Here is an 18,371-nt window from a genome sequence, read left to right on the forward strand (position 1 = left end):
CATGCCGTCGCTAAGGAAGCGGACCGGCCCCGTGCCGCCATGAAGTTTACGGAGGTTTGATTGGCCCTGAGCCCGACGAACGATGCCGCGCTGTTGCAGGAAGTCGACGAAGCCGTCCGCAAGGACCGGCTCGATACGATCATGCAGCGCTATGGCCGCTGGATCATCGGCGGTGTCGCCGCGATCCTGCTGGCGTTCGGCGGCTATCTTTACTGGAATCACCGGCAGGACGTCGCGCGCGGCGAGCAGGCGGAGGAATTGGTCGCGGCTCTCGACAAGCTTCAGGCCAACCAGCCGCGCGCCGCGGCGAGCGAGCTCGAGAAGATCGCCGCCGAGGGTACGCCGGCTTACCGCGCTGCGGCGATGATGCAGCAGGCAAATATCAAGGCCGGTGCGGGCGATCTCAAAGCCGCCGCCGCGCTGATGGCGAAGGTCGCCGCCGATACAGAGGTCGACCAGTCGCTCCGCGATCTGGCGCTGATCCGCCAGACGGCGTTCGAATATGACACGCTGAAACCCGAAGCGGTGATTGCGCGAATGAAACCGATGGTCGATGCCAAGGATCCGGCGTCGAGCTGGTTCGCGAGCGCGGCCGAGCTGTCGGCGACGGCGCATTATCAGCTCGGCCAGTTCGATCAGGCGGGCGCGCTTTATGGCCGGATCGCCAAATTGCCCGACGTCACCAAATCGCTGCAATCGCGGGCGGTCCAGATGGCGGGGATGCTGGGTGTCGATGCCGTCACCGACCGCGCCGCCGAGAGCATCGCGGCCGAGCAAAAGGGCGCGGCGCCCGCCGCCGCCCAAAAGACTGAGGAAGCCAATTAACATGCGGAAAGCGCGTTTCGGACTTTATGCGGCGCTGTTGGCGCTGCCGTTGGCGGGTTGCGGGGTGTTGAAGGGCGACGGCGGGCCCAGGACGCCGACAATCGGCAACCGCGTGTCGATCCTGTCGAACGACAACAGCATCAAGGTCGATCCGGCAACCGCCGAAATCGCCGTTGTCCTGCCCGAACCGGCGGTCAACGCCGCTTGGGCGCAGTCGGGCGGCAATGCGTCGAAATCGATGGGGCACCCGGCGCTCGGCGCGACGCGCGCGAAGCTCTGGGAAGCGGACATTGCGGGCAGCACGAACAAGCAGCGCCTGGCCTCTTCGCCGGTGATCGCTGACAATCGGCTGTTCGTCGTCGATACCGACGCGGTTGTCTCGGCCTTTGCCGCCGACACCGGCGCGAAACTCTGGAGCGTGGCGATCGGCAGCACGGGGAAGGATTTCCGGGATTCGCTGTTCGGCGGCGGCGCGAGCGTCGACGGCAACGTCGTTTATGCCACAAGCGGCGTCGGTGACGTCGCGGCGCTCAACGCGGCCGACGGGTCGGTGATCTGGAAGGTCCGGCCCGCGGGCCCGCTGCGCGGCGCGCCGACGGTCGCCTTTGGCGGCGTCTATGTGATCAGTCAGGACAACCAGATTTTCGCGCTCAACGCGGCTGACGGCGCGGTGCAGTGGCAGGCGACGGCATCGCTGGAAGCGGGCAGCGTGTTCGGCGCGGCATCGCCCGCGGCGGGGCAGGGGACGATCGTCGCCGGCTTCTCGTCGGGTGAAGTGCAGGCCTATCGTTACGAAAACGGCCGCGACCTGTGGGAAGACGCGCTTGCGCGCACGTCGATGGCGCTGTCGGTATCGACGCTCACCGACGTCGACGCCGATCCCGTCATCGACCGCGGCCGCGTCTTTGCGCTCGGTCAAGGCGGTCGCATGGCGAGTTACGAGCTGGTCACCGGCCAGCGCAGCTGGGAAATCTCGATCGCGGGCATTTCGACGCCTTATGTGGTGGGCGAATGGGTCTATGCGATGACCGACGACGGCAAGCTGCTGTGCGTCGCGCGGTCGACGGGCAAGGTGCGCTGGCTCCAGCAGCTCGCGCGCTTCCGCGTCGAAACCGAGAAGAAAAAGAAGGACCCGATCCGCTGGACCGGGCCGATTCTGGCGGGCGGGCGCCTGATCGCGGTGAACAGCGAAGGGCAGATGCAGGAATTCTCGCCGACCGACGGCAGCCTGCTCGGCACCACCGAATTCAAATCGCCGCTGTCGCAGTCGCCGGTGGTCGCGAACAATATTTTGTATATTCTGGCGGACGACGGACGGCTCACGGCCTGGCGCTGACCGCGTTCGGGCCGGGGCGGCCCGGATAGGATAGGAACCAAGCCATGTCGCGATCCGCGACGATTGCCATTGTCGGCCGCCCTAACGTGGGCAAATCGACGCTGTTCAACCGGCTGGTCGGCAAGCGCCTTGCGCTCGTCGACGACCAGCCGGGGGTCACGCGCGACCGGCGCGAGGGCGACGCCGAACTGCTCGGGCTGAAATTCACGATCGTCGACACCGCGGGGTTTGAGGATCATGACGCCGCGACCTTGCCTGGACGGATGCGCGTCCAGACCGAAAAGGCGGTGCGCGAGGCCGACGCGGCGCTGTTCATGATCGACGGCCGCGCGGGAGTCACCCCGCTCGACGAGGAAATCGCGCGCTGGCTGCGCAGCGAGGACACGCCGATCATCCTCCTCGTCAATAAGGCCGAGGGGAAGCAGGGCGAAAACGGCCTGATGGAAAGCTATTCGCTGGGCTTCGACAATCCAATCGCACTCAGCGCCGAGCATGGCGAGGGCATCGTCGACCTGTTCGACGCGCTGCGCCCGATCGTCGAGGGCTTCCACGCCACCGAAGCCGAGGCCCTGCCACCCCCCGTTGAAGGCGAAGACGACGAGGATGCGCCGCTCGGCCCGATGAAGCTCGCGATCGTTGGGCGCCCGAACGCGGGCAAATCGACGCTCATCAACCGCATGATCGGCGAGGACCGGCTGATCACCGGGCCCGAGGCTGGAATCACCCGCGATTCGATCCGCGTCGACTGGCAATGGGAACAGGATGGCGAGGTCCACGAAATCCAGCTGTTCGACACCGCCGGAATGCGCAAGCGCGCAAAAGTGCAGGACAAGCTGGAAAAACTCTCGGTCGCCGACGCGCTCCACGCGATCGATTTCGCCGAGGTGGTTGTGCTGCTGCTCGACGCGACCAAGGGGCTGGAGGCACAGGACCTGCGCATCGCCGACCGCGTGCTCCAGGAAGGCCGCGCTCTGATCGTCGCGCTCAACAAATGGGACATCGCCGAGGATCCTTCCTCGCTGTTCAACGGTGTCCGCGCGGCGCTCGACGACGGGCTCAGCCAGGTCAAGGGTGTGCCGGTGCTCAGCATCTCGGGCGCGACGGGCAAGGGGATCGACACGCTGGTCCGCGTCGCGTTCGAACAGCGTGCGATCTGGACGAACCGCGTTTCGACGGCGCGGCTCAACCGCTGGTTCGAGAGTGCCGTGACGGCCAATCCGCCACCCGCACCGGGGGGCAAGCGGATCAAACTGCGCTATATCACGCAGGCACGCACGCGTCCGCCGACGTTCGTTGTGTTCGGGTCGCGCACCGACGCCTTGCCGGGAAGCTATGAACGCTATCTCGTCAACGGGATGCGCAAGGAACTGGGGTTCCAGGGCGTGCCGGTGCGGCTCAACTTCCGCAATTCGCGCAACCCCTATGACGAATGACGCGGCCGCGCGGCTGGTCGACGCGCGCGGAATGCGCTGCCCCTGGCCCGCGCTGCGGCTGGCGCGCGCGATGCGCGATGCGGCCGAGGCGGTGCTGATTGCCGACGATCCCAATGCAGCACGCGAAGTGGCGGCACTCGCCGCCGAGCATGGCTGGGCGGTGGAGGATGAGAGCATTCAGGAGGGCGAGGGTCGCTGGCGCGTTCGCCGCTGACCCAGAATGGTGCAGCTTTGGTTGCGATAGGCCCGGCTCGTAACGTCTTTTTTACCGCCTTTGAGGCATGGACCGGCCGGGACCACCGCGGATTTGAACACCAAGGGACAAAGCATTGGACGAGATCCTGGTCGATTGGGATGAGTTTCGCGCGACGCGAACCCAGCTGGGTGCGGCTTTTGTGCGAATTCTCGGCTATTTCCGCGAAGACGGCACCAAGTCGGTCGCCGCGATCGAAGACGCGATGCGTGCGCGCGACCCGCGCGGCCTCGTCATGCCCGCGCACACGCTGAAAAGCGAAGCACGCCAGTTCGGCGGCGAAAAGCTGGGCGCGCTGGCCGAGGACATCGAGATGTTCGCGCGCCACTGCGTCGAGACACAGACGAGCCCCGAAGAATATCTGCCGCGCGTCGTCGAGCTGCGGCCGCTGTTCGAAGAGACGCTCGGCGCGCTCGAGCGCGAAGCCAACCCCCTCGTCCAGCGCCGCCCCACTGGATTCGGCCGCGCCGTCAGCTATTGACCAGCGCGCAGTTTCACGCCGGCGCGACTTTTCTCATCGGCTGCATTTGCCAGCGCGACACGCTGCGCCACAGCCATTCGAGCGGGCCATAGTGGAAACGGTCGAGCCACGGCTTTGACCAGAGCAGCATCGCCGCCCACATGCCGAAGCAAAAGAGATAGAGCGGCAGGCGGCCGACGCTGCCGAACAGGCCGAGCCCATAGCCGTAAAAGATCGTCGTCATCAGGACCGAGGTGACGAGATAGTTGGTAAAGGCCATGCGCCCCGCCGCCGCGAGCCGGGCGCGCACCGCAGTGCTGGCCGTCGTCTTGATCAGCAGCATGATGAGCGCCGCCCAGCCGACCGTCATCAGCGTATCGAACGGCACCGACAGTGCCACTGTCGAACCGAATACCGATACCGCGTCATAACCGGTTCGCATCTGATAGAGGCCAAGCCCGGCCAGCGGCGGAGCGGCGATCAGAAAACAGGCAATCGCCCATTTGCGATAGCGCGCCGCTTCCCATTCGCCGGTCAGCATATGCGATTTGAACAGCGCCATGCCGATCAGCATCAGGCCGATGGTCTCCCAGAGGAACAAAAACAGGAAGAAGAACGGATCGCCCGCCATCTCGCCCGTTCGGTGCGCGACGATGCTGGCGTAGCTGCCAAGGTAAAGCGCCTTCTCTTCGGCATAGACGGGGGTGGATGGCCCCATGTCGGCGTTGATTTGCCGTAACGCCTCCTGCATCGCGGTCGCGGCCTCGGGGGGCAGCGTCCCCGCCTGCGCCATCGACAGCATCCACCAGAGGCTGATGTGCACGCCGATGCCGATGAGGAAAAAGGGGATCGACCAGAGAAGCAGCGCACGCACCGACAGCTTCCTGAACAGGAAAATCAGCAGGCCGCAGATCGCATAAAGGAACAGGATATCGCCGAACCAGACCAGATAGAAATGCGCGAGACCGAAGAGCGCGAGCCAGAACATGCGCGAATAATGAGCGCTCGCGGCGCTGCGTCCCGCGGCGGCGGCGCTTTCAATCACCAGCAGCGTGCTTGCCCCGAACAGCATCGAGAATAGGCCGCGCATCTTTGAATCGATGAAAACAAAGTTGAAGAACCACGTCGCGACGTCGCTACCCGTCGGCGGACCCCCGGCGGCGGGATTCCCATAGGCGGGGAAGGGCAGGGCAAAGGCGACGATATTCATCGCAAGGATGCCCATCACCGCCACTCCGCGGATCGCGTCGAGGCTCTCGTAGCGTGTCGTCATTCCCCCGTTCATCGCCTCTTCTCCCCCAAAGTCGCGCGGAATCATGGCCGGTTGCTGATCTGTTCCGGTAATTTCTCGTGCATGAAACGTCTCTCCCGCCGCGGTCCGCGCGGTGTCGGTCGTGACCAGTGAGCCCAGCAAGGCGTCGTCGCATCGGCCGTCATGATGATGGTCTATCGGCGATCGAACACGCGCGCCAGCGCTGTTTTGCGAACTATTGACATATATGTCAGTAATGCTATCGAGCGATCAAGGATTCGCCACAGAGGTTTGCTATGACCGCTTTCCCACTCTCTCACCCCGACCGCGTCGAAGGCGGTTTCCGGCCGCTCAAGGCGTGGCGCCATTTTCGCCAGCTCATCGCCGACAAGGAAGACACCGAACAGGTATTCCACATCATCGAATCGCTGCGCGACAAGCGCTTCGACAAGGCGGCGCAGGCCTTTTTCGCCACCGCGGAGGGGCGGAAGCAGCTTGCCGAGCGGCCCTATCTGCCCGCGATGCTCGACGACCATGACCGGCTTCGCCAGCTGCCCGACGGCAGCGTCGGGCGCACCTATGTCGACTTCATGGAGCGCGAGGGGCTGACCGCGCAGGGCCTTGTCGACGAGTTCGACAAGTTCCGCCGCGGCCAGCCCCGCTATGACGATATGCTGGAGCTTTACGGCAATCGGCTGCGCGATACGCATGACCTGTTCCACATCCTCACCGGCTATGGCCGCGACGCGCTCGGCGAACAGTGCGTGCTCGCCTTTTCCTACAGCCAGACGCCGAGCTGGGGGACGCTGTTCATCGCCTGGGCTGGTGCTCGCGAAATCCGCAAGGGGTTCGGCGGCCGTTATCCCATCTATGGCGCGGTGCGCGAGGGCCAGCGCATCGGCCGCGCTGCGCAGCAGATTGCGCATCAGGATATCGAGGCGCTGCTTGCCGAACCGTTGGCAGCGGCGCGGCAGCGGCTGGGGATCGCCGAACCGATCGTTTACAAACAGGTTCACGCCATGATGCGCGCTGACGGCATCGACCCCTATCTCCTGCTGGGAAACGAGGCTGCCGAGACGGCGCCGGCGTCGGCGCCACTTGCGCAGGCGGCCTGAACGGTCAGTTGCTGCTGCGCAACCGCGCGATCAGCGCCTGCGCGGCAGCGGGATTGCGGACTTTCGCGCCCGAGATGAAGAAGAGGAAGACGTCGCGGCCGCCCTTGGCCCAATCGCGCGCCTGCTGGGCCCAGCCGTCGAGCGCCTTTTCGTCATAGCCGGTTTCGATATCGTCCTGCGAACGCTGCAATCGCGCGTAGGTGAAGTCGGCCGTCTGTTCGTCGATGCAGGGAAATTCGTCGCTGTCGGCATAGACAATCGCCATGTTGCGCTCGCGGAGCATTGAGGCGAACGCCGGGTCGCGGAAGCTTTCGCGCCGTACCTCGATCGCGTGACGGAGCGGGAGGCCGTCCTGGCTGTCGGGCAGCAGATCAAGGAAACCCGCGAAATCATCGCGGTCGAACTTTTTCGTCGCCATGAATTGCCAGTGGATCGGTCCGAGCCGGTCGCCGAGGCGGGTGATGCCTTGGTTCAAGAATTTCTCGATCGAGGCGGCGCCTTCAGCCAGTACCTTGCGGTTGGTACAAAAACGTGACGCCTTGACGCTGAACTTGAAGCCATCGGGGACCGACGCGGCCCAGTTGGCGAAACTCTCAGGCTTTTGACTGCCGTAATAAGTGCCGTTGATCTCGATCCCGGTCAGATGCTGGCCGGCATATTCGAGCTCGCGCTTTTGCGGGTGTTTGGGCGGATAGAAGGTTCCGCGCCAGGGTTCGTAGGTCCATCCGCCGATGCCGATATGGATGCTCATGGGCTCACTCCTCCACCCGAAAGTCCTGCCTCGTCATTGCGAGGAGCCGAAGGCGACGCGGCAATCTCCAGTCATCGTCATTGGCGTGCGGTCGCTGGAGATTGCTTCGCTACGCTCGCAATGACGATTTAGGCAAGCGCCGCGTTGGCACCCATCAGCTTGGGGAAAAAGCCTTCATGCGCCTCGCGCAGGTCCGCCAGCGTTACCTGATGATCGCTGCCGGGCAGCTCGAACACGATGCGGTCCTTGATCGTGCGGCCGAGCGGATCGACCGGCACATCGGCGCGGTTCGCGGCGTCAAGGAAATCGGCGAGGCAGGTGTCGCAGACGGTGACAAGGTACAGTCCCTGATCTTCGCCGAAGAAGCTTTCGGCGACACCAAACGGCTGTTCTTCGCTCACAAGCACGCCGATGTTCGACTTCAGTGCCATTTCGGCGAGCCCCACCGCGATGCCGCCGTCCGACACGTCGTGGCAGGCGGTGATCCAGCCGGCGTTGATTGCATTGCGGATGAAATCGCCGGTGCGCTTTTCGCAGCGCAGATTGACCTCGGGCGGCGGGCCCTCTTCGCGGCCGTGGATTTCGCGCAGCCACACTGACTGGCCGAGATGGCCGGCGCGTTCCCCCACGGCCAATACGATGTCGCCGGTGCGCTTGAAGCCGATGCCGACGGCCTTGCTTACATCCTCGATCACGCCGACGCCGCCGATCGCGGGGGTGGGCAGGATCGCGCTGCCGCCGCCGGTCGCCTTGCTCTCGTTATAAAGACTGACGTTGCCCGAGACGATCGGATAGTCGAGCGCGCGGCAGGCCTGCGCCATGCCATCAAGGCAACCGACGATCTGCCCCATGATTTCGGGACGCTGCGGGTTGGCAAAGTTTAGGCAGTTGGTAATCGCCAAAGGAGTGGCGCCGACCGCGGTGATGTTGCGCCAGGTTTCGGCGACCGCCTGCTTGCCGCCCTCGACGGGGTCGGCGTAGCAATAGCGCGGGGTGCAGTCGGTTGACATCGCGAGCGCGCGGCCTGTGCCATGGATGCGAACGAGCGCCGCGTCGCCGCCGGTCTGCACCGTGTCGGCGCCGACCTGGCTGTCATATTGCTCCCAGATCCAGCGGCGGCTGGCGATGTCGGGGGTGCCCATCAGCGTCTTGAGGTCGGCGGCGACGTCGGTCGTCTCGGGGACGTCGGTCAGCTCGGCCGGCTTCGGGGTCGGAACGTGCGGGCGGTCGTAGAGCGGCGCGTCGTCGGCGAGCGGGGCGAGCGGAATGTCGCAGACGATTTCGCCATGATGTTCGAGCACCATGCGCCCCGTGTCGGTGACGGTGCCGATGACCGCGAAGTCGAGTTCCCATTTGTGGAAAATCGCCTTGGCGAACTCTTCCTTGCCGGGCTTCAGGACCATCAACATGCGTTCCTGCGATTCGGACAGCATCATCTCATATGCGGTCATGCCGGTCTCGCGCTGCGGCACGTCATCCATCTTGAGGTGGAGCCCAACGCCGCCCTTCGACGCCATCTCGACCGACGAGCTGGTGAGCCCCGCGGCGCCCATGTCCTGGATCGCGACGATTGCGTCCGATGCCATCAGCTCGAGGCACGCCTCGATCAGCAATTTTTCGGTGAAGGGATCGCCGACCTGCACGGTCGGGCGCTTTTCCTCGGCATCTTCACCGAAGTCCGCCGACGCCATCGTGGCGCCGTGGATGCCGTCGCGGCCGGTTTTCGACCCGACATAGACGATCGGATTGCCGACGCCGCTCGCGGCCGAATAGAAGATCTTGTCCTGTTCGGCGACGCCGACGGTCATCGCGTTGACGAGGATATTGCCGTCGTAGGCCTTGTGGAAATTGACCTCGCCGCCGACCGTCGGGACGCCGACGCAATTGCCGTAGCCGCCGATGCCGTGGACGACGCCCGAGATGAGGTGCTTCATCTTCGGATGGTCGGGGCGGCCGAAACGCAGCGCGTTGAGATTTGCGACTGGGCGCGCGCCCATGGTGAACACGTCGCGCAAGATGCCGCCGACCCCGGTCGCCGCGCCCTGATAGGGTTCGATGTACGAGGGGTGGTTGTGGCTCTCCATCTTGAAGATCGCGGCGAGCTTCTTGCCGTCCGGCCCTTCGCCGATGTCGATGACGCCTGCATTCTCGCCGGGCCCACAGATCACCCACGGCGCCTCGGTGGGCAGTTTTTTCAAATGGATGCGCGAGCTTTTATAGCTGCAATGCTCCGACCACATGACCGAGAAAATGCCGAGCTCGACGAGGTTCGGCTCGCGCCCGAGCGCGGTCAGGACGCGCTCATATTCTTCGGGCGAAAGCCCGTGCTCGGCGACGATTTCGGGCGTGATAGCGGGCGCTGGCTGAGTCATGGCGCGCCTTTAGCGGGGCGCAGACAAAACGAACAGACCCCATATCGCCTTTCAGGACTATATGGGGTCCGTCGTCGGATAGAAATTCAGCGCGATGCGAGCGTCGTCTTGTCTGCCGTCAGCGGCTCGACATCGCGGAGCGCGAAGCTCACCTGCTGCGAGCCCACGGTGCCGCGGACGCGATTTTCGCCGACGCGCAGCGTGAACGGCTTGCCCGTGCGTTCTTCGACACCGGTGATCACGCGCGTGTCGCCGACTTGGGTCACGGTATAGCTGTAGATCGCGCCGTCGTGCTGGAAACGCTGCGCCGCTTCGTCCTTCGCCAGCGCCGCGGTGGGCGCCAGTGCGAGCAGGCCAAGGGCGGGGAGGATTATGGTTTTCATGGTGCAAGTCCTTGTTGGTGGAACAAAACTTGCCTTCGAGCCCCTCTCTTCTTGTGCAGTGCAACATGGCAAGCGCCACACGCCGAGGCAATTGCAAAAAACGGAACCGTGATTGCACCGAACAGACGGAATCAGGCGCTCCGCGGCATCCAGGCGAGGACCATCCAAGCCGCCGCACCTGCCGCGAACCCCGTCGCGAGCGTGCCCCATGCGATGTCGAGCAAGGTGACCTTGGTCGACCAGATTTTCATCGTCGCATGATTGGTGAGATCATAGGTCATGTAACAGAAGAAACCGAACAGCGCCCCCCATTGCGCCGCCACCTGCCACTTGCCCGCCGCCAGTGCGGGTTGCACCGCGAAAATCTGTATGCCGAGCATATAGAGTGCATAAAAGATCAGCGCCGGCGCGGGGCGCCACCCGTCCATCATCAACGCGCCGATTTCCGGGCGGTAGACTTTGGCGACCATGACACGCAGCCAGAGCGCATCGAGAATGCCGAAGACGACGGCGGTGGCGATATAGGCGGCGACGGATTGCAGGGTCATGGCCAGGTTCCTCCGACATCAAACGCTAGAGGAGCGCCGCGCGACGTCAAGCTTGACCGAAAGGGGGCGAAGAGGCCAAAGCAGGGGCATGACGGACACCCCCGACACCGCCGCTGCTGCCGACATCGCCGCCCTGTCGTTCGAAGCCGCGATGGGCGAGCTCGAAACGATTGTCCGGCGGCTCGAAAGCGGCGACGTCAGCCTCGAAGAATCGGTCAGCCTTTATGAGCGCGGCCACGCGCTGCGCAGCCATTGCGAGGCGCGGCTCGCCGCGGCGCAGGCGCGGATCGAACAGGTCAGCCTCGCTGCCGACGGCCGGCCGTCGGGAACCGTGCCCTTTGGCGAAGGCTGAGCGGGGCGTGGCATCGACAGGCGGCGATATTGCGCGCGGCGCCGAGCTGCTCCGCGCGACCCAGGTCGAGGTCGCCGAAGGGATCGACGCGCTGTTCGAGACTTTGCTCGCCGTACCCGCCGACCCGCGCGCGCCGCTTTATGAGGCGATGCGCTATGCCGCGATCGCGGGGGGCAAAAGGCTCCGCCCCCTGCTCGTACGCGCGGCGGGCGATCTGTTCCACGTCGATCGCTCGTTAACGCTGCGCGTCGGCGCCGCGGTCGAGGCGATGCACGTCTATTCGCTGATCCACGACGATCTGCCGTGCATGGACGATGACGATATGCGCCGCGGCAAGCCGACCACCCATAAGGCATTCGGCGAAGCGACCGCAGTGCTTGCAGGCGATTCGCTTCACGCGCTGGCCTTTGAATGGCTGTGCGATCCGGCGACAAGCGCCGATCCCTTCGTACGGGCGGAGCTGTGCTGCGAACTTGCGCGCGCCGCGGGACCGGCGGGAATGGCGGGCGGACAGATGATGGACCTCGCCGCCGAAACCTCCGATTTCGACCTGCCCACAGTAACGCGGCTGCAACAGCTCAAGACTGGGGCGCTCATTGCCTTTTCGGTCGAGGCGGGCGCGATTCTTGCGCGCATTCCCGCTGAGGGCCGCCGGCCGCTGCGCGGCTATGCTCGCGACATCGGGCTCGCTTTCCAGATCGCCGACGACATCATGGATGTCGAGGGCGACGAGGCGCTGGCGGGCAAGGCGCTGCACAAGGACGAAGCGGCGGGCAAGGCGACCTTCGTCACGCTGATGGGGCTGGAGCGCGCGCGCGACCAGGCCACGCTGCTCGTCGAACAGGCGGTCGGCCATCTTGCCGGCTTTGGCGAGGAAGCGGCGCTGCTTCGCGCGATCGCACGCTATGTCGTGGAAAGGGACCGGTAATGCGGGTGGGGGTTTATCCGGGGACGTTCGATCCCATCACGCTCGGCCATATGGACATCATCCGGCGCGGGGCGAAGCTGGTCGACCGGCTGGTGATCGGGGTGACGACCAACATCACCAAATCGCCGATGTTCGACGATGACGAGCGCATCGCGATGGTGAAGCGCGAGGTCGAGGCGATCGAGGGCGACATTCGGGTCGTCGGTTTCAACTCGCTGCTGATGGATTTTGCCCAGCGCGAAGGCGCAACCGTCATCGTCCGCGGGCTGCGCGCGGTCGCCGATTTCGAATATGAATATCAGATGGCGGGCATGAACCAGCAGCTCAACGACCGCATCGAAACCGTGTTCCTGATGGCCGACGTCGGGCTGCAACCGATTGCTTCGCGGCTGGTCAAGGAAATCGCGATCTTTGGCGGGGACATCCACAAATTCGTGACGCCCGCGGTGCGCGATGCGGTTGTTGCCCGCATCGCGGAGCGCGGCCTTCGGCAGGGCGAGGCGTGACACCATCCATTGAGCGTTCAGCTTTTTCCCGCTAGGGCGCGCCCGATGGGGCGCAGTTCCGGAATATTTTACAGAGGCCGATCCAGCATGACATCTTCCTTCCGTCCCCTGATTCTTATGGGCATGGCGTTCGGTCTCGCGGCTGCGGCCGTCGCGCAGGATGCGCCGCCCGCGCCGGCGCCGAACCCCGAACAAAACCAGCCGGCCCCGCCGGTAGAGACTCCGGCGCCGATCGATCCCGCACCCCTGGATACGCCGCCGGCGCCGCCCGCCACAACGAGCGAAGCCGCACCCGCCGCGGCAGCGCCGGCCCCGGCGATGGCGCCCGACCAATATCTGAACAACCCCGAATATATGCTGAACCTCGACCTTTCCACCGGCGGCCGCGTGGTGATCCAGCTTTATCCCAATGTCGCGCCGAACCATGTCGAACGCGTCAAGCAGCTGGCGCGTGCGGGCTTCTATGACGGGGTCAAGTTCCACCGCGTGATCGACGGCTTCATGGCGCAGACGGGCGATCCGACCGCGACGGGGCAGGGCGGGTCGGAGCTTCCCGACCTCAAGGCCGAATTCAACGCGACCCCGCACCTGCGCGGCACCGTCTCGATGGCGCGCGCGCAGAGTGATGACAGCGCGAACAGCCAGTTCTTCATCATGCTCCTGCCGCGTTTCTCGCTCGACCGCCGCTACACCGCGTTCGGCCGCGTCGTGTCGGGAATGCAATATGTCGACGCGATCCAGAAGGGGGAGCCCCCCGCAGTAATGTCGCGCATGGTCCAGGTGTCGGTCGCCGCCGACAACAAGCCGGTACCGCCGGCCTCGATGCTGACCGAGGCTCAACCGGCACCGCCGGCCGACGTGACCATCGACCAGCTCAACGCGCCGATCGCGCAATAATCGCGGGAAGGCGCGCGAACCCGCATGCGCGTCGACGCCTTCGATTTCGATTTGCCCGGTGAGCGCATCGCGCTGCGTCCCGCGCGCCCGCGCGATGCGGCGCGGATGCTGGTGGTTGACGGCGGTAAGATCGTCGATGCCGGGGTGCGCGACCTGCCGCAATGGCTACGCCCTGGCGATTGCCTCGTCTTCAACGACACGCGCGTGATCCCGGCGCAGCTCGAAGGGCGGCGCGGAGAGGCGAAAATCGGCGCGACGCTGCATAAACGCATCGACCTGCGCCGCTGGCAGGCGTTCGTGCGCAACGCCAAGCGGCTGCGCGTCGGCGAGACGGTCGATTTCGGTTCGGGGGTCGCGGCGGTGGCCGAGGAACGGCTCGCCGACGGCAGTTACATCCTCGCCTTTGCGGGCGACGAGCCGGTGGAGCTGCTGCTCGAACGCGCGGGGACGATGCCGCTGCCGCCCTATATCGCCGGCAAGCGCGCGACCGACGAAGCCGACCGCGCCGATTACCAGACGATGTTCGCGCGTGAGGACGGCGCGGTCGCGGCGCCGACCGCGGCGCTGCATTTCACCCCCGAACTGCTCGCGGAATTGGCGGCGGCGGGGATCGTTACCGAAACGCTGACCTTGCACGTCGGCGCAGGCACCTTCCTGCCCGTAAAGGCCGACGACACTGACGACCACGTCATGCACGCCGAATGGGGGCGGATCGACGCCGATACCGCGGCACGGCTGAATGCCGTGCGCGCGGGCGGCGGCCGGGTGATTGCGGTCGGCACGACCAGCCTGCGCTTGCTCGAAAGTGCCGCCCGCGACGATGGCACCATTGCACCTTTCGCGGGCGACACGTCGATTTTCATTACTCCCGGCTATCGCTTCAGGGCGATCGACGGGCTGATGACCAACTTCCACTTGCCGCGCTCGACGCTCTTCATGCTGGTGAGCGCGCTGATGGGGTTGGAAACGATGCAGTCGGCCTATGCCCACGCGATTGCCGCGGGCTATCGCTTCTACAGCTATGGCGATGCCAGCCTGCTATTGCCGGATCAGAGCGAGCGCTCGGCATAGATCGCCATCGCCTCGGCGATGAATTCTGGGCAGCCGGGCAATTCCTCATCCTTATAGGTCGCCCGGAACTCGGGATTTTCGACATAAAGGCGTCCGAGCCCGGCAAAAGCCGCCGCATCGGGCGTCCAGCTGTGCGAGACCCAGCGATAGTGGCGGTCGGTGACGGCCTGCACCGCGTCGGACCCCGGTTCCGCCCCGTCGCGGAAAAGACGGGCGAAAGCGTCGCGGATTTCTTCCATTTCGCGGCGGATCTCGTCGACCTGCTCTTTCGTCAGCGCCTTGGCCTTTTCCTGGGCCGCTGCGACCGCTTCCTTGCCCCAGAAGGCTTCGGCTTCGCGCTCCCAGCGGTCACGCGTTTCGGGAGCGATCCCGGCATAATAATCATTGTCTTCCATTGTTTCGTTCCTTTCCAGTGACGCGATCGTGCGATCGATGGTCTGGATGAGGCCCTGATACTGCGCGATCCGACCCTGCAGCGCGGCGCGATGTCCGCGTAGCGCGGCAAGCAGGTCGAAGGCAGGATTGTCGAGCACGGCGCCGATCTCGGCGAGCGGCATACCGAGTTCGCGATAAAAGAGGATTTGCTGCAATCGCAGCAGTTCCTCTTTTCCGTAATAGCGATAGCCGTTGGCACCGACATGCCCGGGTCGCAGCAGACCGATTGCATCATAATGATGCAGCGTCCGGACGCTGATACCCGCGGCTTTCGCTACTTGTTTGACCGTTCGCACTTCTGTCTCCTCATCACGCGGCACCCTATCGGGGATGACGCAGCGTGAGGGTCAAGCGCGTTTTGACTCTTATATTTCGATCGTCACGCGCACCCGGTCGATGCCGACACCCGCCGCGCGTGCGATTTGCTGCTTGGCGCGGGTGACCAGCGTGCTCAGCGTTTCGGTGCCTTCGAAGCCGAGCAGTTCGGAAATCTCGACGCCCAGAGCTTCGGACAGGGCTTCCATCCGGCCGGCCTTGGGCCGTGCCTTGTCGAGCTCCCATGCCGAGATCGAGGGTTCGCTGACGCCCAGCTGCACGGCGAGTTGGCCTTGCGTCAGTTCGCGCGCGACGCGCAGCCGCTGAAGACGGCCGCCGAAGGTCTCGACCGATGTCGGCGCGCCCGCTTCGGTCGGCACCACGTCCGGTTCAACGACGACGCTGCGCAGCTGCGCCGCGCTCAGCGTCGCGGGCGAAATCGGCGTGTCGAAGTGGCACCCGGCAAGCCGCGCACTTGTCCAGATCACTTTTGCCGCCGTTTTCCCGCTGTGCGGCAGATTGACCTCGATTTCCTCGCCAACACCGAGCGACGCCTCGCTTTCGACGAGCATCCCGGTCGCCGAAATATTGTGGACGAAAGCCTCGATCTCGGTTCCGCTCGCTTTCGACCCGTGGAGCGGCAGCCGCAGCTGGCGGCGCGACGCGCGACCCTTGCCGGCCGCGCGCGGGGTGTCGTTCAGATATACCGTCATCGCCATGCAAGCAGCCATCGCGACAGCAGCCTTAACATTGGGCTTCGGAAGAGGGTTAATCGGATGCGTCGACCCCAATTGGTGACCGAGCAGACCCGAGCAATTAAGCCTTTCACTTTCAACGGTTCGGGGCGGCAACGGACATTTACCGTCTGGCAAGGGATTGCGGTCATAGCGACAAGACCAGGGGACAAGCCGGACGGATTTTTAATGGACGTGCCATTGCGGATCGAGTCCGGTGAGCAGGGAGGTCATGACGTCGATGAAGGCCCGCGCGGTTTTCTCGGCCTGATCGGCTCGCGCATCGGCAAGCATCGCGACGTCGGAGCGAATCTTGACACACGCGAGGCCCTGCTGCTGCTCCAGAATTATGAAGAGAGTGGCCGCGGGTGGTTCTGGTCCACCGATGCGAAGGGACGGCTCACTTATTTCACCGACTGCGTGGCGCGCATGATGGGGCGCACGGCGTTGTCGTTGCTCGGTACGCCGCTCACCGATCTTTTCCTGCCCGTCGATAGCAGCGGCGAGCACCAGCGCACCTTGCCCTTCCTTCTCACGCGCCAGTCGAAATTCGACGATTTGCCGCTGCGAAGCGCGTTCGAGGGCGACGATCGCTGGTGGGCCGTTTCGGGGCGGCCGCAATTCGACACCGGGGGCAGGTTCACCGGCTATCGCGGCAGCGGTACCGACATCACTGCGCAGCGGCGGTCGGCGGAGGATGCATCGCGGCTGGCGCTCTTTGATTCGCTGACCGGGCTCGCCAATCGCTTCAACATCTCAAAAAAGCTCGAGACGACGCTCACTAGCTTTGCGCCCCAGCAACGCGCGTGCGCGATCATGCTCCTCGACCTCGACCGGTTCAAACAGGTCAACGATACGCTCGGCCATCCGGCGGGCGACGCGCTGCTCAAACAGGTGGCCGAACGGCTGCTCAAGATCGTCGGCGATAAGGAAATGGTCAGCCGATTGGGCGGCGACGAGTTTCAGATCATCCTGCCCGACGTCGAGGATCGCGGAAAGCTGGGCGACATGGCTGCCGACATTATCGCCAGCCTGTCCCAACCCTATTCGGTCGAGGGCAGCCGCTGCATCATCGGCGCGTCGGTGGGGGTGGCGATCGCCCCGTTCGACGGTCAAAGCAGCGGCGATCTTGTCCGCGCCGCCGACCTCGCGCTCTACGCCGCAAAGGGCAATGGCCGCGGGCGCTTCGCCTTTTATTCGAGCGACCTGCACCAGGCGGCCGAGGACCGCCGCGCGCTGGAAGAAGATTTGCGCGACGCGCTGGCCCGCGGCGAGATTGCGCTTGCCTATCAGCCCGTCGTCAACGCCAAGTCGAATATGGTCACCGGGGTCGAAGCGCTGATCCGCTGGACGCACCGCGACGGCCGCACGATTTCGCCGGCACTGTTCATCCCGATCGCCGAAGAGGCGAACCTGATCTGGCCGCTCGGCGAATGGGTGCTGAAAAAGGCGTGCGAGGATGCGGCAGGCTGGCCCGGCGACATGCGCGTCGCGGTCAATGTCTCGCCAATCCAGTTCGCCAACCCCGAACTGCCGAAGGTCGTTGCGAGGGCGCTGGCGGCGAGCGGGCTCTCGCCTGACCGGCTCGAACTCGAGATCACCGAAAGCGTGTTTCTCGGCGACACGGCGGAAACGAACCGGATGTTCAAGGCGCTGAAGGCGTTGGGTGTCCGGCTCGCGCTCGACGATTTCGGAACCGGCTATTCATCGCTCGGCTATTTGCAGTCGGCGCCGTTCGACAAGATCAAGATCGACCAGAGCTTCGTGCGCGGCGCAACCGAACCGGGATCGCGCAACAGCGCGATCATCGCGGCGATTGTTGCGCTGGCGGAGGCGCTCGACATGGAAACCACCGCCGAGGGTATCGAATCACTCGACCAGCTCGACCTGGTCCGCAAACTCAATGTCAGTCATGTCCAAGGCTATATTTACAGCAAGCCCATATCGCACGCCGAACTGATGGCACATCGGGACGCCAAGTCTTGGACGATCAAGCCGTCGGGCCCCGCACGCCAGCGCAACGACCGGTTTTCGATGTTCCGGAAGGTGGCGGCGATCCACGACAATCATCGCTATTCGGTGGTCATCCGCAACCTGTCGGCGACCGGCGCTTTCATCGAGGGTATATTGGATGTGCCGATCGGCACGCGCTTCGTGATCGATTTCGGTGAAGGTCAGCTTGTGACGGCGACCGTCCGTCGCTCGACAAAGCATCAGCAGGGCATCGAATTCGAACAGACGATGGTGAGCGACGGCAATGGCGGGCTTTGTACCCGTCACCGCGTATCGCCCTACCTGATCGCGGCGGCGGCGCAGCAGACGAGCACGCTTGCGCTACCGGCCTTCACGACCACGGGCGACTGGAATGCCGGCTGACGCCGGAACCCGATAGGCGGCGCTTCGTT

At 64.7% G+C, this 18,371-nt stretch carries 19 protein-coding genes; 12 read left to right on the top strand and 7 right to left on the bottom strand.

Going from position 1 to position 18,371, the window contains the following annotated elements; genetic code table 11:
• The first annotated feature begins 60 nt into the window (after positions 1 to 60).
• The 5 genes from VSX77_RS09865 (at position 61) to VSX77_RS09885 (ending at position 4,328) form a co-directional block, all read left to right on the top strand.
• Entirely contained in the window at positions 61 to 825 is a 765-nt protein-coding gene (locus VSX77_RS09865; protein WP_338424433.1) for a tetratricopeptide repeat protein, read from the top strand.
• Position 826: 1 nt separating this feature from the next.
• A complete protein-coding gene (locus VSX77_RS09870; RefSeq protein WP_338424434.1) occupies positions 827 to 2,161 on the top strand; it encodes a PQQ-binding-like beta-propeller repeat protein in 1,335 nt (444 codons plus the stop codon).
• Between the two features lie 44 nt (positions 2,162 to 2,205).
• The gene (gene der / locus VSX77_RS09875) at positions 2,206 to 3,594 is read left to right on the top strand and encodes a ribosome biogenesis GTPase Der (protein WP_338424435.1); all 1,389 of its coding nucleotides are present in this window, start codon (positions 2,206 to 2,208) and stop codon (positions 3,592 to 3,594) included.
• The gene (locus VSX77_RS09880; RefSeq protein WP_338424437.1) at positions 3,584 to 3,808 is read left to right on the top strand and encodes a sulfurtransferase TusA family protein; all 225 of its coding nucleotides are present in this window, start codon (positions 3,584 to 3,586) and stop codon (positions 3,806 to 3,808) included. The genes der and VSX77_RS09880 overlap by 11 nt, the downstream gene beginning before the upstream one ends.
• Positions 3,809 to 3,923: 115 nt before the next feature.
• Entirely contained in the window at positions 3,924 to 4,328 is a 405-nt protein-coding gene (locus VSX77_RS09885; RefSeq protein ID WP_338424438.1) for an Hpt domain-containing protein, read from the top strand.
• Between the two features lie 13 nt (positions 4,329 to 4,341).
• Here the strand turns inward: VSX77_RS09885 and VSX77_RS09890 are convergent, their stop codons facing one another.
• Positions 4,342 to 5,625, bottom strand: coding sequence for a DUF418 domain-containing protein (locus tag VSX77_RS09890; protein ID WP_338424439.1), 1,284 nt, complete (start codon positions 5,623 to 5,625; stop codon positions 4,342 to 4,344).
• A gap of 230 nt (positions 5,626 to 5,855) precedes the next feature.
• On the opposite strand from VSX77_RS09890, the gene VSX77_RS09895 reads away from it, so the two are divergent.
• Positions 5,856 to 6,674 carry a Coq4 family protein gene (locus VSX77_RS09895; RefSeq protein WP_338424440.1) on the top strand — a complete coding sequence of 273 codons (819 nt, stop codon included), beginning with the start codon at positions 5,856 to 5,858 and terminating at the stop codon, positions 6,672 to 6,674.
• Between the two features lie 4 nt (positions 6,675 to 6,678).
• On the opposite strand, the gene VSX77_RS09900 is transcribed toward VSX77_RS09895, so the two are convergent.
• The 4 genes from VSX77_RS09900 to VSX77_RS09915 form a co-directional block, all read right to left on the bottom strand.
• Positions 6,679 to 7,425: a DUF72 domain-containing protein gene (locus tag VSX77_RS09900; RefSeq protein ID WP_338424441.1), complete on the bottom strand. Its 747-nt coding sequence runs from the start codon at positions 7,423 to 7,425 to the stop codon at positions 6,679 to 6,681.
• A 128-nt stretch (positions 7,426 to 7,553) separates the two neighbouring features.
• Positions 7,554 to 9,797, bottom strand: coding sequence for a phosphoribosylformylglycinamidine synthase subunit PurL (gene purL / locus VSX77_RS09905; protein WP_338424442.1), 2,244 nt, complete (start codon positions 9,795 to 9,797; stop codon positions 7,554 to 7,556).
• An 86-nt stretch (positions 9,798 to 9,883) separates the two neighbouring features.
• Complete coding sequence (locus VSX77_RS09910) at positions 9,884 to 10,180, bottom strand: hypothetical protein (protein ID WP_338424443.1); 297 nt, start codon at positions 10,178 to 10,180, stop codon at positions 9,884 to 9,886.
• 131 nt (positions 10,181 to 10,311) lie between these two features.
• Positions 10,312 to 10,728 carry a DUF2177 family protein gene (locus tag VSX77_RS09915; protein WP_338424444.1) on the bottom strand — a complete coding sequence of 139 codons (417 nt, stop codon included), beginning with the start codon at positions 10,726 to 10,728 and terminating at the stop codon, positions 10,312 to 10,314.
• Between the two features lie 88 nt (positions 10,729 to 10,816).
• Between VSX77_RS09915 and VSX77_RS09920 the strand changes: the two genes are divergently transcribed.
• The 5 genes from VSX77_RS09920 (at position 10,817) to queA (ending at position 14,482) form a co-directional block, all read left to right on the top strand.
• Positions 10,817 to 11,080, top strand: a complete 264-nt coding sequence (locus VSX77_RS09920) for an exodeoxyribonuclease VII small subunit (RefSeq protein WP_338424445.1) — start codon at positions 10,817 to 10,819, stop codon at positions 11,078 to 11,080.
• Positions 11,081 to 11,126: 46 nt separating this feature from the next.
• A complete protein-coding gene (locus VSX77_RS09925; RefSeq protein WP_338427252.1) occupies positions 11,127 to 12,008 on the top strand; it encodes a polyprenyl synthetase family protein in 882 nt (293 codons plus the stop codon).
• Positions 12,008 to 12,514 carry a pantetheine-phosphate adenylyltransferase gene (gene coaD / locus VSX77_RS09930; protein WP_338424446.1) on the top strand — a complete coding sequence of 169 codons (507 nt, stop codon included), beginning with the start codon at positions 12,008 to 12,010 and terminating at the stop codon, positions 12,512 to 12,514. The genes VSX77_RS09925 and coaD overlap by 1 nt, the downstream gene beginning before the upstream one ends.
• Before the next feature lie 87 nt (positions 12,515 to 12,601).
• Positions 12,602 to 13,411, top strand: a complete 810-nt coding sequence (locus VSX77_RS09935; RefSeq protein WP_338424447.1) for a peptidylprolyl isomerase — start codon at positions 12,602 to 12,604, stop codon at positions 13,409 to 13,411.
• A 24-nt stretch (positions 13,412 to 13,435) separates the two neighbouring features.
• Positions 13,436 to 14,482 (top strand): tRNA preQ1(34) S-adenosylmethionine ribosyltransferase-isomerase QueA, encoded by a 1,047-nt coding sequence (queA, locus tag VSX77_RS09940; RefSeq protein WP_338424448.1) that lies wholly within the window; start codon positions 13,436 to 13,438, stop codon positions 14,480 to 14,482.
• Here the strand turns inward: queA and VSX77_RS09945 are convergent.
• Both VSX77_RS09945 and VSX77_RS09950 read right to left on the bottom strand, forming a co-directional pair.
• The gene (locus VSX77_RS09945) at positions 14,461 to 15,213 is read right to left on the bottom strand and encodes a MerR family transcriptional regulator (protein ID WP_338424449.1); all 753 of its coding nucleotides are present in this window, start codon (positions 15,211 to 15,213) and stop codon (positions 14,461 to 14,463) included. The two genes, queA and VSX77_RS09945, sit on opposite strands and share 22 nt — an antisense overlap.
• A 69-nt stretch (positions 15,214 to 15,282) precedes the next feature.
• Positions 15,283 to 15,951, bottom strand: a complete 669-nt coding sequence (locus tag VSX77_RS09950; RefSeq protein ID WP_338424450.1) for a helix-turn-helix domain-containing protein — start codon at positions 15,949 to 15,951, stop codon at positions 15,283 to 15,285.
• 204 nt (positions 15,952 to 16,155) lie between these two features.
• Here VSX77_RS09950 and VSX77_RS09955 point away from each other — a divergent pair, with 204 nt between their 5' ends.
• The gene (locus VSX77_RS09955) at positions 16,156 to 18,342 is read left to right on the top strand and encodes an EAL domain-containing protein (protein WP_338424451.1); all 2,187 of its coding nucleotides are present in this window, start codon (positions 16,156 to 16,158) and stop codon (positions 18,340 to 18,342) included.
• The last annotated feature ends 29 nt before the right edge of the window (positions 18,343 to 18,371 follow it).

It is taken from the genome of Sphingopyxis sp. TUF1, from assembly GCF_036687315.1.
GTDB lineage: Bacteria > Pseudomonadota > Alphaproteobacteria > Sphingomonadales > Sphingomonadaceae > Sphingopyxis > Sphingopyxis kveilinensis.

Coding starts and splice junctions, on each gene's coding strand:
- VSX77_RS09870 (WP_338424434.1), top strand. CDS start 827: ATGCGGAAAGCGCGTTTCGGACTTTATGCGGCGCTGTTGGCGCTGCCG.
- der (WP_338424435.1), top strand. CDS start 2,206: ATGTCGCGATCCGCGACGATTGCCATTGTCGGCCGCCCTAACGTGGGC.
- VSX77_RS09880 (WP_338424437.1), top strand. CDS start 3,584: ATGACGAATGACGCGGCCGCGCGGCTGGTCGACGCGCGCGGAATGCGC.
- VSX77_RS09890 (WP_338424439.1), bottom strand. CDS start 5,625: ATGATTCCGCGCGACTTTGGGGGAGAAGAGGCGATGAACGGGGGAATG.
- VSX77_RS09895 (WP_338424440.1), top strand. CDS start 5,856: ATGACCGCTTTCCCACTCTCTCACCCCGACCGCGTCGAAGGCGGTTTC.
- VSX77_RS09900 (WP_338424441.1), bottom strand. CDS start 7,425: ATGAGCATCCATATCGGCATCGGCGGATGGACCTACGAACCCTGGCGC.
- purL (WP_338424442.1), bottom strand. CDS start 9,797: ATGACTCAGCCAGCGCCCGCTATCACGCCCGAAATCGTCGCCGAGCAC.
- VSX77_RS09910 (WP_338424443.1), bottom strand. CDS start 10,180: ATGAAAACCATAATCCTCCCCGCCCTTGGCCTGCTCGCACTGGCGCCC.
- VSX77_RS09915 (WP_338424444.1), bottom strand. CDS start 10,728: ATGACCCTGCAATCCGTCGCCGCCTATATCGCCACCGCCGTCGTCTTC.
- VSX77_RS09920 (WP_338424445.1), top strand. CDS start 10,817: ATGACGGACACCCCCGACACCGCCGCTGCTGCCGACATCGCCGCCCTG.
- coaD (WP_338424446.1), top strand. CDS start 12,008: ATGCGGGTGGGGGTTTATCCGGGGACGTTCGATCCCATCACGCTCGGC.
- VSX77_RS09935 (WP_338424447.1), top strand. CDS start 12,602: ATGACATCTTCCTTCCGTCCCCTGATTCTTATGGGCATGGCGTTCGGT.
- queA (WP_338424448.1), top strand. CDS start 13,436: ATGCGCGTCGACGCCTTCGATTTCGATTTGCCCGGTGAGCGCATCGCG.
- VSX77_RS09950 (WP_338424450.1), bottom strand. CDS start 15,951: ATGGCGATGACGGTATATCTGAACGACACCCCGCGCGCGGCCGGCAAG.
- VSX77_RS09955 (WP_338424451.1), top strand. CDS start 16,156: ATGGACGTGCCATTGCGGATCGAGTCCGGTGAGCAGGGAGGTCATGAC.